This is a genomic window from Spirillospora sp. NPDC127506 (assembly GCF_040302145.1).
GTDB lineage: Bacteria > Actinomycetota > Actinomycetes > Streptosporangiales > Streptosporangiaceae > Spirillospora.
In genome coordinates this window covers 222,746-240,674 of the sequence record NZ_JBEORG010000002.1, presented here as the reverse complement: position 1 = coordinate 240,674, position 17,929 = coordinate 222,746, and the positions used below count along the sequence as shown (strand labels likewise).

The 17,929-nt window shown below is 71.2% G+C and carries 18 protein-coding genes; 14 read left to right on the top strand and 4 right to left on the bottom strand.

The window, feature by feature from the left end; genetic code table 11:
• Positions 1-27 precede the first annotated feature (27 nt).
• The 3 genes from ABTW95_RS03755 to ABTW95_RS03745 all read left to right on the top strand — a co-directional run bounded on the left by ABTW95_RS03755 (position 28) and on the right by ABTW95_RS03745 (position 4,099).
• Entirely contained in the window at positions 28-1,650 is a 1,623-nt protein-coding gene (locus ABTW95_RS03755; RefSeq protein ID WP_500224294.1) for a DUF7800 domain-containing protein, read from the top strand.
• 377 nt (positions 1,651-2,027) lie between these two features.
• Positions 2,028-3,368: an NYN domain-containing protein gene (locus ABTW95_RS03750; protein ID WP_500224292.1), complete on the top strand. Its 1,341-nt coding sequence runs from the start codon at positions 2,028-2,030 to the stop codon at positions 3,366-3,368.
• An 80-nt stretch (positions 3,369-3,448) separates the two neighbouring features.
• The gene (locus tag ABTW95_RS03745) at positions 3,449-4,099 is read left to right on the top strand and encodes a tetratricopeptide repeat protein (protein ID WP_396448436.1); all 651 of its coding nucleotides are present in this window, start codon (positions 3,449-3,451) and stop codon (positions 4,097-4,099) included.
• Position 4,100: 1 nt separating this feature from the next.
• Here the strand turns inward: ABTW95_RS03745 and ABTW95_RS03740 are convergent, their stop codons facing one another.
• Positions 4,101-4,613 carry a hypothetical protein gene (locus ABTW95_RS03740; protein ID WP_396448437.1) on the bottom strand — a complete coding sequence of 171 codons (513 nt, stop codon included), beginning with the start codon at positions 4,611-4,613 and terminating at the stop codon, positions 4,101-4,103.
• 57 nt (positions 4,614-4,670) lie between these two features.
• Here ABTW95_RS03740 and pyrE point away from each other — a divergent pair, with 57 nt between their 5' ends.
• Entirely contained in the window at positions 4,671-5,204 is a 534-nt protein-coding gene (gene pyrE / locus ABTW95_RS03735; RefSeq protein WP_396448438.1) for an orotate phosphoribosyltransferase, read from the top strand.
• Here the strand turns inward: pyrE and ABTW95_RS03730 are convergent.
• Complete coding sequence (locus ABTW95_RS03730) at positions 5,201-5,566, bottom strand: hypothetical protein (protein WP_396448439.1); 366 nt, start codon at positions 5,564-5,566, stop codon at positions 5,201-5,203. The two genes, pyrE and ABTW95_RS03730, sit on opposite strands and share 4 nt — an antisense overlap.
• A gap of 105 nt (positions 5,567-5,671) precedes the next feature.
• Positions 5,672-6,397, bottom strand: coding sequence for a DedA family protein (locus ABTW95_RS03725; RefSeq protein WP_396448440.1), 726 nt, complete (start codon positions 6,395-6,397; stop codon positions 5,672-5,674).
• Between the two features lie 173 nt (positions 6,398-6,570).
• Here ABTW95_RS03725 and fbaA point away from each other — a divergent pair, with 173 nt between their 5' ends.
• The 7 genes from fbaA to ABTW95_RS03690 all read left to right on the top strand — a co-directional run bounded on the left by fbaA (position 6,571) and on the right by ABTW95_RS03690 (position 12,592).
• Positions 6,571-7,593: a class II fructose-bisphosphate aldolase gene (gene fbaA, locus ABTW95_RS03720; RefSeq protein ID WP_396448441.1), complete on the top strand. Its 1,023-nt coding sequence runs from the start codon at positions 6,571-6,573 to the stop codon at positions 7,591-7,593.
• 74 nt (positions 7,594-7,667) lie between these two features.
• A complete protein-coding gene (locus ABTW95_RS03715) occupies positions 7,668-8,117 on the top strand; it encodes a winged helix-turn-helix transcriptional regulator (RefSeq protein ID WP_396448443.1) in 450 nt (149 codons plus the stop codon).
• A 45-nt stretch (positions 8,118-8,162) separates the two neighbouring features.
• Positions 8,163-8,687 (top strand): GNAT family N-acetyltransferase, encoded by a 525-nt coding sequence (locus tag ABTW95_RS03710; RefSeq protein WP_500224284.1) that lies wholly within the window; start codon positions 8,163-8,165, stop codon positions 8,685-8,687.
• A 230-nt stretch (positions 8,688-8,917) separates the two neighbouring features.
• A complete protein-coding gene (locus tag ABTW95_RS03705) occupies positions 8,918-9,781 on the top strand; it encodes a hypothetical protein (protein WP_500224283.1) in 864 nt (287 codons plus the stop codon).
• Positions 9,782-9,884: 103 nt separating this feature from the next.
• Positions 9,885-10,307: a DUF3151 domain-containing protein gene (locus tag ABTW95_RS03700; protein WP_500224280.1), complete on the top strand. Its 423-nt coding sequence runs from the start codon at positions 9,885-9,887 to the stop codon at positions 10,305-10,307.
• 138 nt (positions 10,308-10,445) lie between these two features.
• Positions 10,446-11,729, top strand: coding sequence for an adenylosuccinate synthase (locus tag ABTW95_RS03695; RefSeq protein WP_500224278.1), 1,284 nt, complete (start codon positions 10,446-10,448; stop codon positions 11,727-11,729).
• A 44-nt stretch (positions 11,730-11,773) separates the two neighbouring features.
• The gene (locus tag ABTW95_RS03690; RefSeq protein ID WP_396453913.1) at positions 11,774-12,592 is read left to right on the top strand and encodes a glycerophosphodiester phosphodiesterase family protein; all 819 of its coding nucleotides are present in this window, start codon (positions 11,774-11,776) and stop codon (positions 12,590-12,592) included.
• Between the two features lie 356 nt (positions 12,593-12,948).
• Here the strand turns inward: ABTW95_RS03690 and ABTW95_RS03685 are convergent, their stop codons facing one another.
• Positions 12,949-14,034 (bottom strand): magnesium and cobalt transport protein CorA, encoded by a 1,086-nt coding sequence (locus ABTW95_RS03685; protein ID WP_500224276.1) that lies wholly within the window; start codon positions 14,032-14,034, stop codon positions 12,949-12,951.
• 368 nt (positions 14,035-14,402) lie between these two features.
• Here ABTW95_RS03685 and purD point away from each other — a divergent pair, with 368 nt between their 5' ends.
• The 3 genes from purD to ABTW95_RS03670 all read left to right on the top strand — a co-directional run bounded on the left by purD (position 14,403) and on the right by ABTW95_RS03670 (position 17,906).
• The gene (gene purD, locus ABTW95_RS03680) at positions 14,403-15,650 is read left to right on the top strand and encodes a phosphoribosylamine--glycine ligase (RefSeq protein ID WP_500224274.1); all 1,248 of its coding nucleotides are present in this window, start codon (positions 14,403-14,405) and stop codon (positions 15,648-15,650) included.
• 74 nt (positions 15,651-15,724) lie between these two features.
• Positions 15,725-17,035: an adenylosuccinate lyase gene (purB, locus tag ABTW95_RS03675; RefSeq protein WP_500224272.1), complete on the top strand. Its 1,311-nt coding sequence runs from the start codon at positions 15,725-15,727 to the stop codon at positions 17,033-17,035.
• An 88-nt stretch (positions 17,036-17,123) separates the two neighbouring features.
• Positions 17,124-17,906 carry an MOSC domain-containing protein gene (locus ABTW95_RS03670; protein WP_396452244.1) on the top strand — a complete coding sequence of 261 codons (783 nt, stop codon included), beginning with the start codon at positions 17,124-17,126 and terminating at the stop codon, positions 17,904-17,906.
• Positions 17,907-17,929: the final 23 nt, after the last annotated feature.

Here is a 17,929-nt window from a genome sequence, read left to right as displayed (position 1 = left end):
CGGGGTCCGGTCCGCTAGAGACGGTCTATGAGCGCATTGGTACTCGGGCCCCATCTCCGGCATGTGAGTCACCACACCGCGACGATCTGGGTGGAGACCGAGCGGCCCTGCGAGGTGCGGGTCGTCAACGAGGAGCACGGCGTCGACGCGTCCGCCCGGACGTTCACCGCGCACGGCCACCACTACGCGCTCGTGGAGATCGAGGGGCTCGCGCCCGGTTCGCGCATCCCGTACCAGGTGCTGACCGACGGCGAGGCCGTGTGGCCGGAGGACGACGGCTTCCCGCCGTCCCAGATCAGGACGCTCGGCGACGACGGGAACCTGCGCATCTCGTTCGGGTCGTGCCGCCGTTCGCCCGGCACCGTGGAGCAGTTCGGGTACGACGCGCTGTCCGTGTTCGCGGAGCGGCTGCGCACCGGCGGCGACGCGGTCGCCTGGCCCGACGTCCTCCTCATGGTCGGCGACCAGGTGTACGCGGACGAGCTGAGCGACGAGATGCGCGCGTTCATCGGCGGGCGGCGCGGCCCGGACGAGCCGCCCGCCGACGAGGCCGCCGACTTCGAGGACTACACGCACCTCTACCAGCTGGCCTGGCACGGCGACCCGGCGGTCCGCTGGCTGCTGTCGACCGTCCCCACCTTCACGATCTTCGACGACCACGACATCCGGGACGACTGGAACACCTCCTACACGTGGCGGCGGGAGATGTGGGCCCAGCCGTGGTGGAGGGACCGCATCACCGGCGGCATCGGCTCCTACTGGATCTACCAGCACCTCGGGAACATGTCGCCGCAGGAGCGCGCGGCCGACCCCCTGTTCGAGGCGCTGCGCAAGGCGTCGGACGCGACGGGCGACGCCGGCGCCGTCCTGGACGAGTTCGCGGAGAAGGCCGACAAGGACCCTGCCAGTACGCGTTGGAGCTATGCCCACGACTGGGGCGGCACCCGCCTGATCGTCGTCGACAGCCGCTGCTCCAGGCTGCTCACCGGGGACCGCCGCGGCATGCTCGACGACGAGGAGTTCGAGTGGCTGGACGGCCAGTGCCAGGGCGGCATGGACCACCTGCTCATCGCCAGCTCCCTCCCCTACCTGCTCCCGATGGCGATCCACCACGCGGAGTCGTGGAACGAGGCCGTCGCCGAGGGCGCCTGGGGCAGGCGGGGCGCGGCGCTGGGGGAGAAGATCCGCCAGGCCGCCGACCTGGAGCACTGGGCCGCGTTCGAGCGGTCGTTCCGGGACGTCGCGGCCGACGTCGTCGCCGTCGGGCGCGGCGAGCGCGGCCCCGCGCCGGCGAGCATCTCGTTCCTGTCCGGCGACATCCACTACTCCTACCTGGCGCGGGTCACCGAGCCCGGCACGCGGTCGAAGGTGTCGCAGATCGTCTGCTCGCCGCTGCGGAACCCGCTGCAGGGCAGGTTCAGGTGGGCGAACCGCATCGCGTACTCGCGGGCGTCGGGCGGCCCGTTCCGGCTGCTGGCGAAGCTCGCGAAGGTGCCCGCGCCGCCCATCCGGTGGCGCATGACCGACGGCCCCTGGTTCCACAACGCGATCGCGACCGTCGAATTGTCGGGCCGCGACTGCGACGTGCGCTGGGAAACTCCGCACGACGGCGGCACGCTCACCGAGATGGGCCGCGCCCGTATCACATGACGCCCGGCCATGGCCCGGCACGAGGAAAGGAAAACACGTCCGAAAAACTTAACGGTCGGTGGTCAAGCCACCACAACGAGCAAGAAAGCGAAAGGTTTCGAGAATCCCGCGGCTCCCGGACCTGAGCCTGCGACCTGCTTCTTCCCGTAAAGATCATGCTGAAGCGCCGGGCCGGGCCGAAACGGCTGGTAGCGTCCCGCGCGGCTGCCCAATTCGTTGTTACCGAGCAGTCGCCAACGGGCGGTCCGTCATGAAAGAGTGGCGAATCGCCGTATCGACCTACTGGGCTGCAGGGCTTCACTACGCTATAGGCGCCCGGGGTCGCTACATCGAGTGGGCACGCTGTGAGCTCCCGTGTTGAGGAAGGACGGTGCCGCATGGATCGCTGCGCGCTGTTCGTAGACGCCGGCTATCTGCTGGCGGACGGCGCCATGGCTGTGCACGGCACGCGCCACCGTGAGACGGTCTCGTGGGACTTCGGCGGGCTGCTGCAACTCCTGGGCAACCTCGCGCGGGAGCGCACCGGCCTGCCCCTGATGCGCTGCTACTGGTACGAGGCGACGATCGAGGGCCGCCGCTCGCCGGAGCACGACGCGCTCGCCGACCTGCCCGGGCTCAAGCTGCGGCTCGGCCGCGTCCGCCCCGGCCGCCGCGAGGGCGTCGACACCGAGATCCACCGCGACCTGATGACCCTGGCCCGCAACGGCGCGCTCGCCGACGCCGTCCTGGTCAGCGGCGACGAGGACCTCGCCCAGATCGTCGCCGACGCGCAGGACCTCGGCGTCCGCGTCACCGTCGTGCACGTCGCCGTCGACGGCAACTGGACGATCTCCCGGGTGCTGCGCCAGGAGTGCGACGACCTCATCGAGATCGGGGCCGGCCACCTGCGCCCCTACGTCAACCTGCTCGCCGGCGTCGACGGGGCCTCGTCCGGGTCCTCGCTGTCCGGCTCCTCGTACGGGACGAGCCCGCTGTCCAACGGGCACGGCGGCGCCAACGGGCACGGCGGCTCGCTCGGCCCCCTGCAGACGGCCTCGCAGAACGGGCCGCCGCCCGCGTCCCCGGTCAGCGGGCCGGCGGCGCCGTCCGGCTCGCCCGTCCGCGACCTCGGCCCGGCGATGACCGGCGGGCTGAACAGCGGCTCCTCCGGCGGCAACACCGGCCCGATGCCCGCGCCCGGCGGATCCGGCGGCCTCCCCGGATCGTCGTACAGCACGGGCGGCCAGCAGGCCCCGCTCCAGACCGCCACGACCTCCGGCCCTTCGCCGCTGCCGCAGCCGTCGCCCGCCCCGGCGCCCTCCGCGCCGCCGATGCCGGCGCCGCCGAGCCCCGGCCCGCAGTACAGCTCGTCGCCCGTCCCGGCGCCGTCGCCCCCGCCGCCCCCGCAGACGATGCCGGCGCAGCAGCAGGGCGGGCAGCACGGCCCCTACACCGGCCCGCAGCAGATGTCCCCCGTCCCGGCGCAGAACACCCCGACGCTCGCGGACGCGGTCAAGGCCGCCCACCAGGAGGGCCAGGACTTCGGCGAGTCCGTCGCCCGGGACGCGCCCGCGCTGTGGCTGGAGGCCGTCCTCGCCCGCAAGCCGCGCATGCCGTCCGACCTGGAGGCGCGGCTGCTGCAGGGCTCCTCCCTGCCGATCGACTTCCTCCTGCACGACGAGGTGCGGCACGCGCTGCGCCGCGGTTTCTGGGACGCGCTAGAACGTTCCCGCAGGTGAGCTGACAGGTACGCGGCGGTATTCGACGATCATCGTTGATTCGCCCGCTTCGGCCGCACGCCGCCGGGTAGCGTGGAAGCGTGACGCATGTGACGGAAGACGATCTCGACGACCTGGAGTTCGACACCCTGCGCACCGGCGATCACATCTCGGCGGCCCGCCGGCTGTCCGAGCTGGCCGAGTCGGTCTCCGGTGGGGTGTCACGCGCCAACGTCCTGCTGCGCGCCGGCGAGCAGTGGCAGCACGCCGGCGACCACGAGCGCGCCGCCGAGCTGTACCGCAAGGCCATCGAGGACGGCGGCGAGACCTACGGCGACCCCCGCGCCTACCTCGCCGACGCGCTGTTCGAGCTGGGCCGCGCCGACGAGGCCCGCACGCTCCTCGACCAGATCCGCGCCGACAGCCCGCGCGACCCCGAGGTGTACCGGGCCGTCGCCGAGGTGCTGTACGCCCAGGGCGACGCGACCGGCGCCCACGAGTGGGCCACGAGCGGCGCCGACGTCGTCCTCGCCCTCCGCGACCGCGCCGTCGGCACCGGCATGGGCGGCGGCCCCGACGAGGCCCCGGCCTCCGGCGACGCCGACTCCCTCACCCCGGGCCCGGACGACGTCGCCATCGCCGAGGACAGCCTGGAGGCGCTCCTGCGGCTGCGCTACCGGGCCCGCGTCGACCTCGGCCGCGGCGAGGACGACTACGACGCCCTCCTGGACGACCTTCTCAAGAACGCCTGAGTCAGAGCCCGGCGATCAGCTCGCTGAGGGATTGGGCGACGGACGCCGGAGGCTCGTGCTCGATCACCTGCCAGCCGCGCAGACGCGCCTCTCTGCCCGCTTCCTCGTGCGCCCGGTCCGAATGGGTACGGAGGTAGCCGCAGGGCGCCTCGGGCCAATCTGGGGCCGTGGGGAGGGCATCCTGCGGGGACTCGTGGTCATGCGCGCCCCGCCGCGGCAGGTCCGCGTCCACGAACACGAATCCGGCGATGGGCCGGTGGGCCGCGCGCTGCGCGAGGGCGATGCCCGGCAGGAGGGGGCCGGCGGCGCCGTGTGCGACGAGGACGAGCGGCACCGCCGGATCGGTCGCGGTGATGATCAGCGAGACGCGCGCGATGTAGCGGGGGCCGGTCGCGTCCGGGACGTCCGGCGCCACCACGTCCAGACCGTACGAGCGGAGCATCTCGGGCATATCGCCCCAGGAGGACGCCTTGGCCTCCGGGGCGTGCAGCAGGACGACGGTTCCGGGTGTCACGCGCCGAACCTACACGGCGGTCCGCGGGCGCGTGAGCGGGGTCAATAGGCTCTGAGCGTGAGCGATCGCGACGAGCTGCTGCAACTGATCAAGGACAAGGCCGTGGTGCACGGCGACTTCGTGCTGTCGTCGGGCAGGCGCGCGTCCTGGTACGTGGACCTGCGCCGGGTCACGCTGGACGGGGCCGCGGCGCCGCTGGTGGGACGGGTCATGCTGGACGAGACCGCCGACCTCGACTACGAGGCGGTCGGCGGGCTCACCCTGGGCGCCGACCCGGTCGCGACCGCGATGCTGCACGCGGCCGCCGCGCGCGGGCGGAGGCTGGACGCGTTCGTCGTCCGCAAGGCGGGCAAGGCGCACGGGCTGCAGCGCCGCATCGAGGGGCCGGACGTCGCCGGGCGGCGCGTCCTCGCGGTCGAGGACACCTCCACCACGGGCGGGTCCGTCCTGACGGCGGTGGAGGCGCTGCGGGAGGCGGGCGCGGAGGTCGTGGCGGTCGCGACGATCCTGGAGCGGGGCGCGGCCGGACGCATCGCGGAGGAGGGCCTCGCGTACCGCCACCCCTTCGACGTGGCGGATCTCGGGCTCTAGCTCTTGGCCTTCACGAACCACTGCCCGCGCTGGCCCGCGGGCTTCTGCGGCTGCACCTCGCCGTAGATGACGACCTTCAGGGAGCCGCCGTTGGTGGCGACGACCTGGAGGGGCGCCTGGTCGTACTTGAGCGTCACCCCGGTCTGGAGCGTGCCGTTGGTGAGCACCTCGCCGCGGGTGTCGGCGACGCGGACGACCACGTTCGTCGGCTGGCCGGTCACGCTGATCACCAGCGGCACGTCGGCCGCCGGCGTCGTCTTCTCCTTGCTGCTCGGGGACGTCTTGCCGCCGCCGTCGGACGGTGAGGCGACGGATGGTCCTGCCTGGTCGGGTTCGCCCGTTACCGCGTTGAACAGAGCCATGCCGCCCACCACGAGGAGGGCCAAGGCGGCCACCACGGCCAGTGCCGCGATCAGAATGCGCGCGAGACCCCTAGGGTCCGACCGATGACGTCCCACATGGGGAGGTTAGCGATAAGTGTCACCGCTGAGCGACGGACGTGACTCTTCGGGACCATTCTTATTCGGACCCTGGTCCGCTTTACGCCCCTTGAGCACCTCCCGGATGATCGGAATCACCGACAGGATCAGGATCACCGCGACCCCGGGCAGGATGTACCGCTCGATGTCCGGCACCTCGGAACCGAGGAAGTGGCCGAGCAGGAACAGGGCGTCCGTCCAGGCGATGCCGCCGATGGCGTTCCAGACGAAGAACCGCTTCGCGTCCATGCCCAGCATCCCGGCGAGCGGGTTCAGGAACGTCCGGACGATCGGGATGAACCGGGCCAGCACCACGGCCTTCGCCGGGCCGAACCGGTTGAAGTAGTACTCGGCCTTCTCGACCCACTCCTGCTTGAAGATGCGCGAGTCGGGCCGGTCGAACAGCTTGCGGCCGTACCTGGCGCCGAGCCAGTGGCCGAGCTGCGCGCCGGCGACCGCCGCGACCGGGCCGCCGACGAGCAGCCAGGGCAGCGACAGGGGCTGGAACTCCTGCCCGTTGACGGTCGAGACCGCCGTGAGGATCCCCGCCGTGAAGAGCAGCGAGTCGCCCGGGAGGATGCAGCCGAACAGCAGTCCGGTCTCCGCGAAGATGATGGCGAGCACGCCGATCGTCGCGAACGTACCGAAGAGCTGCAGCCATGCGGTCGGGTGCAGCCACTCGGTGATGCTTAGGGGAAGGGTCGTGAGATCCACACGGCGAGCGTACCTTTCATCGCACTCCGGGAAGGCGGGATACTGAGGGTGGACGGCATGCCCGACCCGGAGACCATGTGACCTGGGCGCTCACCTGGGTACACGGACGTCCGGGTGCCACCGCCCGGCTCCAGCTGCCCGGCGGCACCGCTGCGTATGAAAGGACGCTGACAATGCCCATCGCAACGCCCGAGGTCTACGCGGAGATGCTCGACCGTGCGAAGCAGGACGGCTTCGCCTTCCCCGCGATCAACGTGACGTCCAGCCAGACGCTGAACGCCGCGCTGCGCGGCTTCGCGGAGGCCGAGAGCGACGGGATCGTGCAGGTGTCCACCGGCGGAGCCGAGTACCTGTCCGGTTCCACCGTGAAGGACATGGTCACCGGGGCGACCGCGCTCGCCGAGTACGCCCGGGTGGTGGCCGACAAGTACCCGGTGAACATCGCCCTGCACACCGACCACTGCCCGAAGGACAAGCTCGACGGCTTCATGCGTCCGCTGATCAAGATCTCCCAGGAGCGGGTGGCGCGCGGCGAGGAGCCGCTGTTCCAGTCGCACATGTGGGACGGGTCCGCCGTCGAGCTGCACGAGAACCTGCGGATCGCCGCCGAGCTTCTCGACCAGTGCGCCAAGGCCCGGATCATCATGGAGATGGAGATCGGCGTCGTCGGCGGCGAGGAGGACGGCGTCGCCAACGAGATCAACGAGAAGCTGTACACGACGCCCGGCGACGCGATCGCGACCGCCGAGGCCGTCGGCGTGGGCGAGAAGGGCCGCTACATCCTCGCCGCGACGTTCGGCAACGTGCACGGCGTCTACAAGCCGGGCTCGGTCAAGCTGCGCCCCGAGGTGCTCAAGGAGATCCAGGACGCGGTCGGCGCCAAGTTCGGCAAGGAGAAGCCGTTCGACCTCGTGTTCCACGGCGGCTCCGGCTCGTCGCTGGAGGAGATCCGCGAGGCCGTCTCCTACGGCGTCGTCAAGATGAACATCGACACCGACACGCAGTACGCGTTCACCCGCCCGGTCGCGGACCACATGTTCCGCAACTACGACGGCGTCCTGAAGGTGGACGGCGAGGTCGGCAACAAGAAGCAGTACGACCCGCGCTCGTGGGGCAAGGCGGCCGAGGCCGCGATGGCCGCCCGCGTCGTCGAGGCGGCGGAGCACCTCCAGTCCGCCGGCAAGAAGCTGAAGTAAAGAACCCGCAACAGCGGCCCCAGGGATGCCCCTGGGGCCGCGTTGTTTGACGAAACTCGGGTAGTGTCCGGCGTGTGGCACTGCCCCGTACGTACGAGTCACAGAACTGCTCGGTCGCCCGCTCGCTCGAAGTCGTCGGCGACCGCTGGACGATGCTGGTCATCCGGAGCGCCTTCCAGGGCGTGCGGCGCTTCGACGACTTCCAGGACGTCCTCGGCGTGGCGCGCAACGTCCTCACCGACCGGCTGAACCGGCTGTGCGACGAGGGCATCATGCGCCGCGTCCCGTACCAGGAGCGCCCGGCGCGCTTCGAGTACCGCCTCACCCGCAAGGGCGTCGAGCTGTGGCCGGCGGTGATGACCCTGCTGATGTGGGGCGACCGCCACTACGCGCCCGACGGCCCGCCGCTGATCATCGGCCACCGCGGCTGCGACGGCCGGCTGACGCCGGACTTCACCTGCGACTCCTGCGGCGCGCGCCTCGGCCCGTCCGACGTGGCCCCGCGCCCCGGCCCGGCCGCCTGACCCAATGGGTTGCTTCAAGCAACTTTATGCGGTCCAATAAGTTGCATGAAGCAACTCGATGTGCGCGGCGCGGTCCACATTGACGACGTGCGGATCCGCCCGTACGGGATCACCGACGGCCCCCGCGTCCGCCGGATGTCCGAGCGGCTCTCGGCCGCCAGCCTCTACACGCGCTTCTTCTCGGGGACGCCCCGCATCCCCGACCACTATGTGGGCCTGCTCGACCGCCTCGACCACTGGGACCGCGACGCCCTGGTCGGCCTGGACGGCGACGAGATCGCCGGCATCGCCGAGTACATCCGCGCCCCCGCGCGGCCCTGGCGGGCGGACGTCGCCGTCCTCGTCACCGACCCGTGGCAGCACCAGGGCCTGGGCAGCACCCTCGTCGGCTACCTGGCGCAACTCGCGGCAAGGCGCGGCATCACCGAGTTCGACGCCGACGTCATCCTCACGAACCGGCAGGGGCTCCAGTTCGTCCACCGCGGCTGGCCGTCCGCCCGCTCCACCCTGGACGGAGGCGCGGCCCACTTCACCCTCCCGCTGCCGATCTCCTCCCCGGCCGGAACCTGAAGGCGCCCTCGCCCGCCGGGCAGGCCGAGCCGGGCTTCGAGATGCACGGTCCGCAGAAGCGCCGGATGCGTTCCGCGGCGACCCGGGCGTTACTGGCCAGTAGCGGCCGCCGGACAAGGCCGGAGACGGCACAAAGGATCTTGAAATCGGGGGAAGTCGATCTTTACAGTGCTACCGGCTGGAACGGTCCCAAGCGCCGCGACCGGCGCACCAGAAAGGCACCCCACCCCATGAAACCCTCCCCCCGTGCTCGGCTGCGGCCGCTGCTCCGGTCCGCCCGCCTGCTGTCCGCCCTCGCGCTGGCCGTCCCGGCCCTCCTCGCCGTCGGCGCCGCGCCCGCGGCCGCGGCCCCCGGCGAGAACGCGCCCGTCGAGTTCGACTTCGGCGACTGCCCCGACCAGCTGCCCGTCGGCGCCGACCCCGCCGACTGGCAGTGCGCGATCATCGTCCTCGGCAGCGGCACCATAAAGCTCGGCTCGATGACGCAGGAGATCACCGAGCCGATCTCGATCACCATGCAGAGCGGCTACGACCACGAGACCAACGAGCCCATCAACATCTTCGTGAGCATGCGGTCCAAGGCGATGACCGTGCCGGACGGCGCGCTCGGCATCCCGGGGACCGGGTCACTGCCGCTGCTCGGCCTCAAGGTCAAGACCAAGTACGTCGGCGACTTCAGGCTCTACACCACCGACCAGGGCCAGTACGCCTCCACGATCGACATGAGGATCAAGCTCAAGAACGATCTGCTCGGCGATGACTGCTACATCGGCACCAAGAAGGCGCCGGTCTCGCTCAACCTCATCGGCGACGACAGTTCGGTCGAGTGGTTCGACAACGCCATCGCCATGAAGATGAACGACACGGCGTTCTCCGTGCCCGCCAGCAGCTGCGGGCTCTTCGGCTGGCTCGTCGACTTCCGGGCCGGGCTGCCGTCGGCGTCCGGGAACAACGCCGCGAACTTCCAGATGTACCTGACGAGCAAGAGCTACACCGACCTGTTCCCGGCCATGCGCACCCGGGCCACGACGTCCGGTTCGGCGGCGCCGAAGCTGACCGACCGGGTCGCTTCCCTGTTCGGATCCGCCAAGTAGCACCCGCCCGGTGCGCGGGCGCATCCCGGTCCCGGGGCGTGCCCGCGCACGGGTCCGGCGGGGCGGGCCCCAGGTTGAGCCGCGCCCGCCCGGCCTGCTTACGATGGCCCGCATGACCCAGAACCTGCTCGGCGGCCCTCCTCCGACCGAACTGCCGGACAACATCGAAGCCCGGACGGCCTTGGAGAACGGCGTCGACCCGTTCGAAGTCGCCGCACGCCACCCGGACTACCCGGCCGCGTGGGCCGAGCTGGCCGACCGTGCCTTCGCCAACGGCTCCGTCATCGACTCCTACGCGTTCGCCCGCACCGGCTACCACCGCGGCCTTGACCAGCTCCGCCGGGCCGGCTGGAAGGGCCACGGACCCGTCCCCTGGGAGCACGAGGCCAACCGCGGCTTCCTGCGCGCCCTGCACGCCCTCGGCCGCGCCGCCGCCGCCATCGGCGAGGAGGACGAGGCCGAGCGCTGCAAGACGTTCCTGCGCGACAGCAGCCCCACGGCCGCCGACGTCCTCAACGGCTCCTGATCGAGCGCGCCCCACCTGACCAGCGAGGCGGATCGGGCTCCGGTTTCCTTGGCGCCGAGGTGCGGGTACGCTTTGATCGCAAGAGGCCCCTTCGCGCTTGCGGCGACCGGGGCCTTCGTCGTGGGAAGGGAAAGTGGCATGCCTGCCATCGTTCTTGTCGGTGCCCAGTGGGGAGATGAGGGCAAGGGCAAGGCAACAGACCTGCTCGGCGGGGACGTCGACTACGTCGTCCGCTACCAGGGCGGCAACAACGCCGGCCACACGGTGGTCATCGGCGACAAGAGCTACGCGCTGCACCTGCTGCCGTCCGGGGTCCTGTCGCCCGGCGTCGTCCCGGTCATCGGCAACGGCGTGGTGATCGACCCGGCCGTGCTGCTGCAGGAGATCGACGGGCTGCGGGAGCGGGGGATCTCCTGCGATCGCCTGCTGATCTCGGCGAACGCGCACCTGATCATGCCGCACCACCGGGCCCTCGACAAGGTCACCGAGCGGTACCTCGGCAAGGCCCGGATCGGCACGACCGGGCGCGGCATCGGCCCGACCTACGCCGACAAGATCAACCGGATGGGCATCCGCGTCCAGGACCTGTTCGACCCGAACATCCTGACCCAGAAGCTCGACCTGTCGCTGCGCGAGAAGAACCAGGTGCTGACGAAGGTCTACAACCGGCGCCGCATCGAGACGGGGCCGATCGTCCAGGAGTACCTGGGCTACGGGGAGCGGCTGAAGCCGTTCGTCGCCGACACCACGCTCGTCCTCAACAAGGCGCTGGACGACGGCAAGGTCGTCCTGCTGGAGGGCGCCCAGGGCACGCTGCTGGACATCGACCACGGCACCTACCCGTTCGTGACGTCGTCCAGCCCGACCGCCGGCGGCGCGTGCTCGGGCTCCGGCGTCGGCCCGACGAAGATCACCCGCGTGATCGGCATCCTGAAGGCGTACACGACCCGCGTGGGCTCTGGACCGTTCCCCACCGAGCTGCTGGACGAGCAGGGCGAGTACCTGCGCAAGACCGGCGGCGAGTACGGCGTCACCACGGGCCGCGACCGCCGCTGCGGCTGGTTCGACGCCGTCATCGCCCGCTACTCGACCCGCGTCAACGGCATCACCGACTACTTCCTCACCAAGCTGGACGTCCTGTCCGGCCTGGAGCGGGTCCCGGTGTGCGTCGCCTACGACGTGGACGGCACGCGCATGGACGAACTCCCTACGACCCAGACCGACTTCCACCACGCCAAGCCGATCCTGGAGTACCTGGACGGCTGGCAGGAGGACATCAGCGGCGCCAAGAAGTTCGAGGACCTCCCCCCGAACGCGCAGGCGTACGTCCGGGCCCTGGAGGAGATGTCCGGCGCCCAGATCTCCGCGATCGGCGTCGGTCCCGGCCGCGACCAGACACTTTCCCTACGGTCTCTTGTCTGACGTTCTTCACCGCGCGTCCGGTCACGGACGGTAACGTGCGTGCGGTGATCTCAACCGTCGAGGTGCACGGACACCGGGGGGCACGCGGCCTCCGTCCGGAGAACACCCTGCCCGGCTTCTCCCACGCCCTCGACCTGGGCGTCGACGCCGTAGAGCTGGACGTGGGCCTGTCGTCCGACGGCACGGTCGTCCTGAACCACGACCAGACTCTCCTGCCGAGGAACCTCACCGACACGGGCCCCGCCCAGCCCGACGACCCGGCCTTCCCCTACGTGGGCAAGCCGATCCGCGAACTGACCCTCGCCCAACTCCGCACGGTCGACGCAGGCGCCGGCGCAGGCATCCCCACCCTCGCCGAGGCGTGCACCCTTCTAGCCTCGACAGAAGTGGCGCTCTCCGTAGAACTCAAGACCGACCCCGAGTGGACGGACGAGGAGGTGGCCCTCTTCACCGCCGCCGTAGCGGACGTCCTGAGGTCGCACGGCGTCACAGGCCGCGCCCGCCTCCTGGCCTTCGACTGGCGCGTCCTGACCGAGGCCGCCGACCACTACCCGGACCTCGGCCGCGTGGCGCTCATAGAGCGCAAGACCCTGGTAGCGGACACCGCCTGGCTCGCGGGCCTCTCCCCGGCCGACCCCGTGGCCGCCGCCCTGGCCATCGGCGCCACGGCCCTCTCCCCGGAACACGCCATAACCACACCCGACCTCGTGGACGCGGCCCACGCCCTGGCCCTCCCGGTCATCGTCTGGACGGTCAACGACTACGAGGACATGACCCGCTTCATCAAGTACGGCGTGGACGCGATAGTCACCGACTACCCCGACCGCCTCCAATCCATCCTGGCGGCAACCCCAACGCCCTAACAAAGAACAACGACCACGAGCACAGGCACAACAGACCGCAACAAAGTCGCGAGGATCGCCTGCGTTACCGACGGGAATTCCAGCGGGTCGCCCCCTGGACCAACACAGCCCCTCTTGGACGAGCACGATTCACACGCTCTTGGACCAGACCCGAGCCGAAGCACCGACCGAAGCGACAGGCACGGGCAGGCACGCGGAGGGCGCTCTGCGCCCGGAGCGGGCATGCCCGGCGACGCAGGCGACCGCAGCGACCCCGCACACGCCCGTCACAGGCACGACAGACCGCAACAAAGGAGCGAGGATCGCCTGCGTCGCTAACGGGGGTTCCAGGGGGTCGCCCCCCTGGGCTAGCCGCGTTACAACCAGCCGTTCCTTCGGAAACCCCTGTACAGCGAGAAGCAGGCCAGCCCGATGATGCAGAGGATCATCGGGTAGCCGAACTGCCATTGGGTTTCGGGCATGTGCTTGAAGTTCATGCCGTAGATGCCCGCTATGGCGGTGGGGACCATGAATATGGCGCCCCAGGCGGAGATCTTGCGCATGTCCTTGTTGTCGGCGACGGTGACTTGCGTCATGTGCGCCTGGAGGATGGGGTTGAGGAGTTCGTCGTAGGACTCGACCTGTTCGCGGACGCGGGTGAGGTGGTCTTCGACGTCCCGCAGGTATTCCCTGATCTCGGCGGGGACGAAGCGGCGGCCGGAGAGGTTGCGGAGGGGGCCGGCGAGGGGGCCGACGGCGCGCTTGAGCTGGATGACTTCGCGCTTGAGGCGGTAGATGCGGCGGGACTCGTCGGTGCGTTCGGGGGAGAAGACGGCCTCTTCGACCTCGTCGATGTCCTCCATGACGGCGTTGGCGACGTTGACGTAGCCGTCGACGACGCGGTCGGCCACGGCGTGGAGGACGGCGGCTGGGCCGAGCGCGAGGCGGCCCGGGTCGCGTTCCAGGTCGCGGCGGACGGTGCCGAGTTCGCCGTGGGTGCCGTGCCGGACGGTGACGACGAAGTCGGGGCCGCAGAACAGCATGACCTCGCCGGTGACGACGGCTTCGTGGCCGCCCGGCTCGCTGGCCACGTATCCGACGGTCTTCATCACGACGAAGTGGACGTCGTCGTAGCGCTCCAGCTTGGGCCGCTGGTGGGCGTGGATCGCGTCCTCGACCGCGAGCGGGTGCAGGCCGAAGACCTCGGCGATGTCGGCGAGTTCGGCGGCGGTCGGCTCGTGGAGGCCGACCCATACGAATCCGGCGCTGTCGCCGTCCGCGACGAGGCGCCCGTCGCGGATCATGCGGACGGCGTCGGCGACGGTGTCGGTGCAGACCCGGTGGCCGTCGATGTAGGCGGCCCAGTCGATGACGGCGGAATCGCGGTTCGGAGCCTGCACGCCTGCGGGGCGGCCGCGCGTCTTGAACAGCGCGCGGCCCGGACGGACTCGTGTCATGGCCATGAGGTGCTCCTAACCCGCCGGCCACGCACGCAGCGCGCGCTCAACCCAGGCTGGTCAGCGAAGGGAGCGCGCGAGCACGGCGGCCGGACGCCAGATGGAGGCGGACGGAAGGGCAGTCCGGTACGGACTGTGGGGGTTTTCCGGCGAACTGCAAGGATCACCAGGACTCATCCCGACCACCTCCTTTCACGCACCTCGACACCGGGCGGTAAAGCCCGTGGCAGCTTACCAGCCGACATTTAGGACGCGGCCCATAACAGGCAGGTTCACCCACCCCGCTGTGACGGTCGCCTCACTCGGCTCGATCTCCGCAACGACCGGGGTCGCGCTCCTCATTCCCCGTGCCGGCATCTGTAAGCTCGCGTCACGTGCGAGTACTCGTCCTTGGATCGGGCGGCCGCGAGCATGCGCTCGCCCGCGCCCTGCACCGCGACCCCGCCGTCACCGCGCTCCACTGCGCCCCGGGCAATCCCGGCACGGCCGAGATCGCGGACAACCACCAGCTCGACCCGTGCGACCCGACGGCGGTGCGGGAGCTGGCGGAGCGCCTGCGCGCAGACCTCGTCGTCATCGGCCCGGAGGCCGTGCTGGTCGCCGGGGTCGGCGACGCCCTGCGCACGGCCGGCATCCCGTGCTTCGGCCCGGACCGCGCAGCCGCCCGCATCGAGGCGTCCAAGGCGTTCGCGAAGGAGGTCATGGCCGCGGCCGGGGTCCCCACCGCGGCGGCCCGCGTCTGCGACACGCCCGCGCAGGCCGAGGAGGCGCTGGACGCGTTCGGCCCGCCCTACGTGGTGAAGGACGACGGCCTCGCCGCCGGCAAGGGCGTCATCGTCACCGAGGACCGCGCGGTCGCGTCCCAGCACGCGGCCGACTGCGACCGCGTCGTCATCGAGGAGTTCCTGGACGGCCCCGAGGTCTCCCTGTTCGCGCTGTGCGACGGCCAGCACGCCGTGCCGCTCCTCCCGGCCCAGGACTTCAAGCGCGCCTACGACGGCGACGCGGGCCCCAACACGGGGGGCATGGGCGCCTACACCCCGCTCCCCTGGATCTCCCCCGACCTGGTGGACGAGGTCATGTCCACGGTCGTCCAGCCCGCGGTGGACGAACTCCGCCGCCGCGAGATCCCCTACGTCGGCACCCTCTACGCGGGCCTCGCCCTCACCTCGAAGGGCGTCCGCGTCGTGGAGTTCAACGCCCGCTTCGGCGACCCGGAGACCCAGGTCGTTCTGGACCGCCTGGCGACGCCGCCGGCCAAGCTCCTTCAGTCCTGCGCAATCGGCGGCCTGGACCCCGGCTTCCGTCCCGAGTGGCACCCGGGCTCCGCCGTCACGGTCGTCCTCGCCGCCGAGGGCTACCCGGCCGCGCCGGTCAAGGGCGACGAGATCACCGGTCTGGACGAGGCGTCCGAGGTGGACGGCGCCTACATCCTCCACGCGGGCACGAAGCTGGACGCCGAGGGCCGGCTCATCGCCAACGGCGGGCGGGTCCTGAACGCGGTGGGCACCGGCCCCGACCTCTCCGCCGCCCGCGCGACCGCCTACGAGGCCCTCTCCAAGATCGCCCTCCGCGGCTCCCACCACCGCACCGACATCGCCCTGAAGGCCGCCCTGGCCTGAGCTCTCGCGCACCGCCGGGGGGCGGCGGCGACCCGGGCGCGCGGAGCGGCCGCGGGACCTGGGAGAATGGGCGGGTGATCGAGCGGTACACACTTCCGGAGATGGGGCGCGTCTGGAGCGACGCGCACAAGTACGAGCTGTGGTGCCGGGTGGAGGTCCTCGTCGTCGAGGCCCACGCGGAGGCCGGCACGATCCCGCCGGAGGTGGTGGAGCCGGTGCGCAAGGCGCCGCCGCCGACGCCGGAGGCGGTGCACGAGATCGAGGCGGTCACGCAGCACGACGTGATCGCCTTTCTGTCGGCGTGGGCGGACAACACCGAGCCGCGGGAGGCCGCACGGTACGTCCACTTCGGGATGACGTCGTCCGACCTGCTGGACACCGCGCTGGCGCTGCAGCTGGTCGAGGCCACCGACATCCTGCTGGAGAAGGCCGACCGGCTGGTGGCGACGCTGCGCGACCACGCGCTGGAGCACCGGGGGACGCTGCGGGTCGGGCGGACGCACGGGATCCACGGCGAGCCGGACGTGTGGGGGCACCGCGTCGCCGACTTCGCGTTCGCGATGGCCCGGTCCCGGGACCGGCTGCGGCGGGCCCGGGAGGCCGTGGGCGTCATGGCCATCTCGGGCGCGGTCGGGACGTACTCCAACATCGACCCGGCGATCGAGCTGCACGTGGCGCGGAAGCTGGGGCTGCGGCCGGCGGACGTGTCGACGCAGGTCGTGATGCGGGACGGGATCGGCGAGTGGGTGTCGTCTCTGGCGATCATGGCGACGGTGTGCGAGGCGATCGCGCTGGAGGTGCGGCACGGGCAGCGCACCGAGGTCCGGGAGCTGTGGGAGCCGTTCGGGAAGGGCCAGAAGGGCTCCTCGGCGATGCCGCACAAGAAGAACCCGATCATCTCCGAGCGGCTCGCCGGGATGGCGCGGATCGTGCGGGCGCAGATCGTCCCGGTGCTGGAGGGCATCCCGCTGTGGCACGAGCGCGACATCTCGCACTCGTCGACGGAGCGGATCGCGCTGCCGGACGCGGCCATCGCGCTCGACTACATGCTGAACCTGACGAACCGCCTCATGTCCGGAATCGTGGTGGACAAGGCGCGTATGAGGGAGAACCTGGAGTCGACCGGCGGTCTAATCTACACATCGACGGTGCTGCTGGAACTGGTCGAGGCGGGCATGTCGCGCGACGACGAGGCGTACCCGCTCGTCCAGAAGGCGGCGATGGAGACGTGGGAGACGGGGACGCCGTTCCGCGAGACGCTGCGCAAGCACGCCGCGGAGGCGGGCCTGGCCTTGGACGAGGAGCGCCTGGACGAGGTATGCCGACCGGAGCGCTTCGTCGAGCGGCTGGGCCCGGTGTTCGACCGGCTGGCCGCGCTGAGCTGACGAACCGCCGGGCCCGCTCCGCGGGCCGAGCCGACACGGGCCGGGCAGACACGGCGCCGGCCACGCCGAGCCGACACGAGGAGGGGCCTTGACGGGGACCCTGACCGAGCTGAACGCCTACCCGCTCAAGAGCGGCGGCGGGACCGCGCTGCGCAGCGCCGAGCTGACGCCCAGGGGCCTGCGGTTCGACCGCGAGTTCATGCTGGTCCGCCCCGACGGGCGCTTCCTGTCGCAGCGGGACCTCGCGCAGATGGCGCTGCTGCGCCCGTCCTACGACGGCGAGGTCCTCACGGTGGGCTTCCCCGGCGCCGCGCAGCTCGTCCACAAGGCCGTGGACGACGGCGAGGTCCTGGACGTGACCGTCCACCGCAAGGAGTGCCAGGGCATCGACCAGGGCGAGGAGGCCGCGGCCTGGTTCTCCGAGCTGCTCGACACCGAGTGCCGGCTGGTGCGCTTCACCGGTCACCGGCCGACGTCGCGGGGCGGCGGCGAGGTGATGTTCGCGGACGGGTATCCGCTGCTGGTCATCTCCGCCGAGTCCCTGGCCGACCTCAACGCGCGCCTGGACGAGCCGCTCCCGATGAACCGGTTCCGGCCGAGCCTCGTCATCGAGGGCCTCGGCCCGTACGGCGAGGACGACGTCCGCCTCCTGCGCGTGGGCGAGGCCGTCATCGAGATGGTCAAGCCGTGCGCCCGCTGCCTGATCACGACCACCGACCAGGAGACCGCTGAGCGCGGCCGTGAGCCCCTGCGGACGCTCGCCGCCTACCGGACCCGGGACCGCGGCATCCAGTTCGGCTACAACGCCGTCCCGCGCGCGCTGGGCACTCTCGCGGTCGGCGACGGGATCGAGGTCCTCGAAGCCCGCTGACCCGCCGCCCGGCCGGGCGGTTC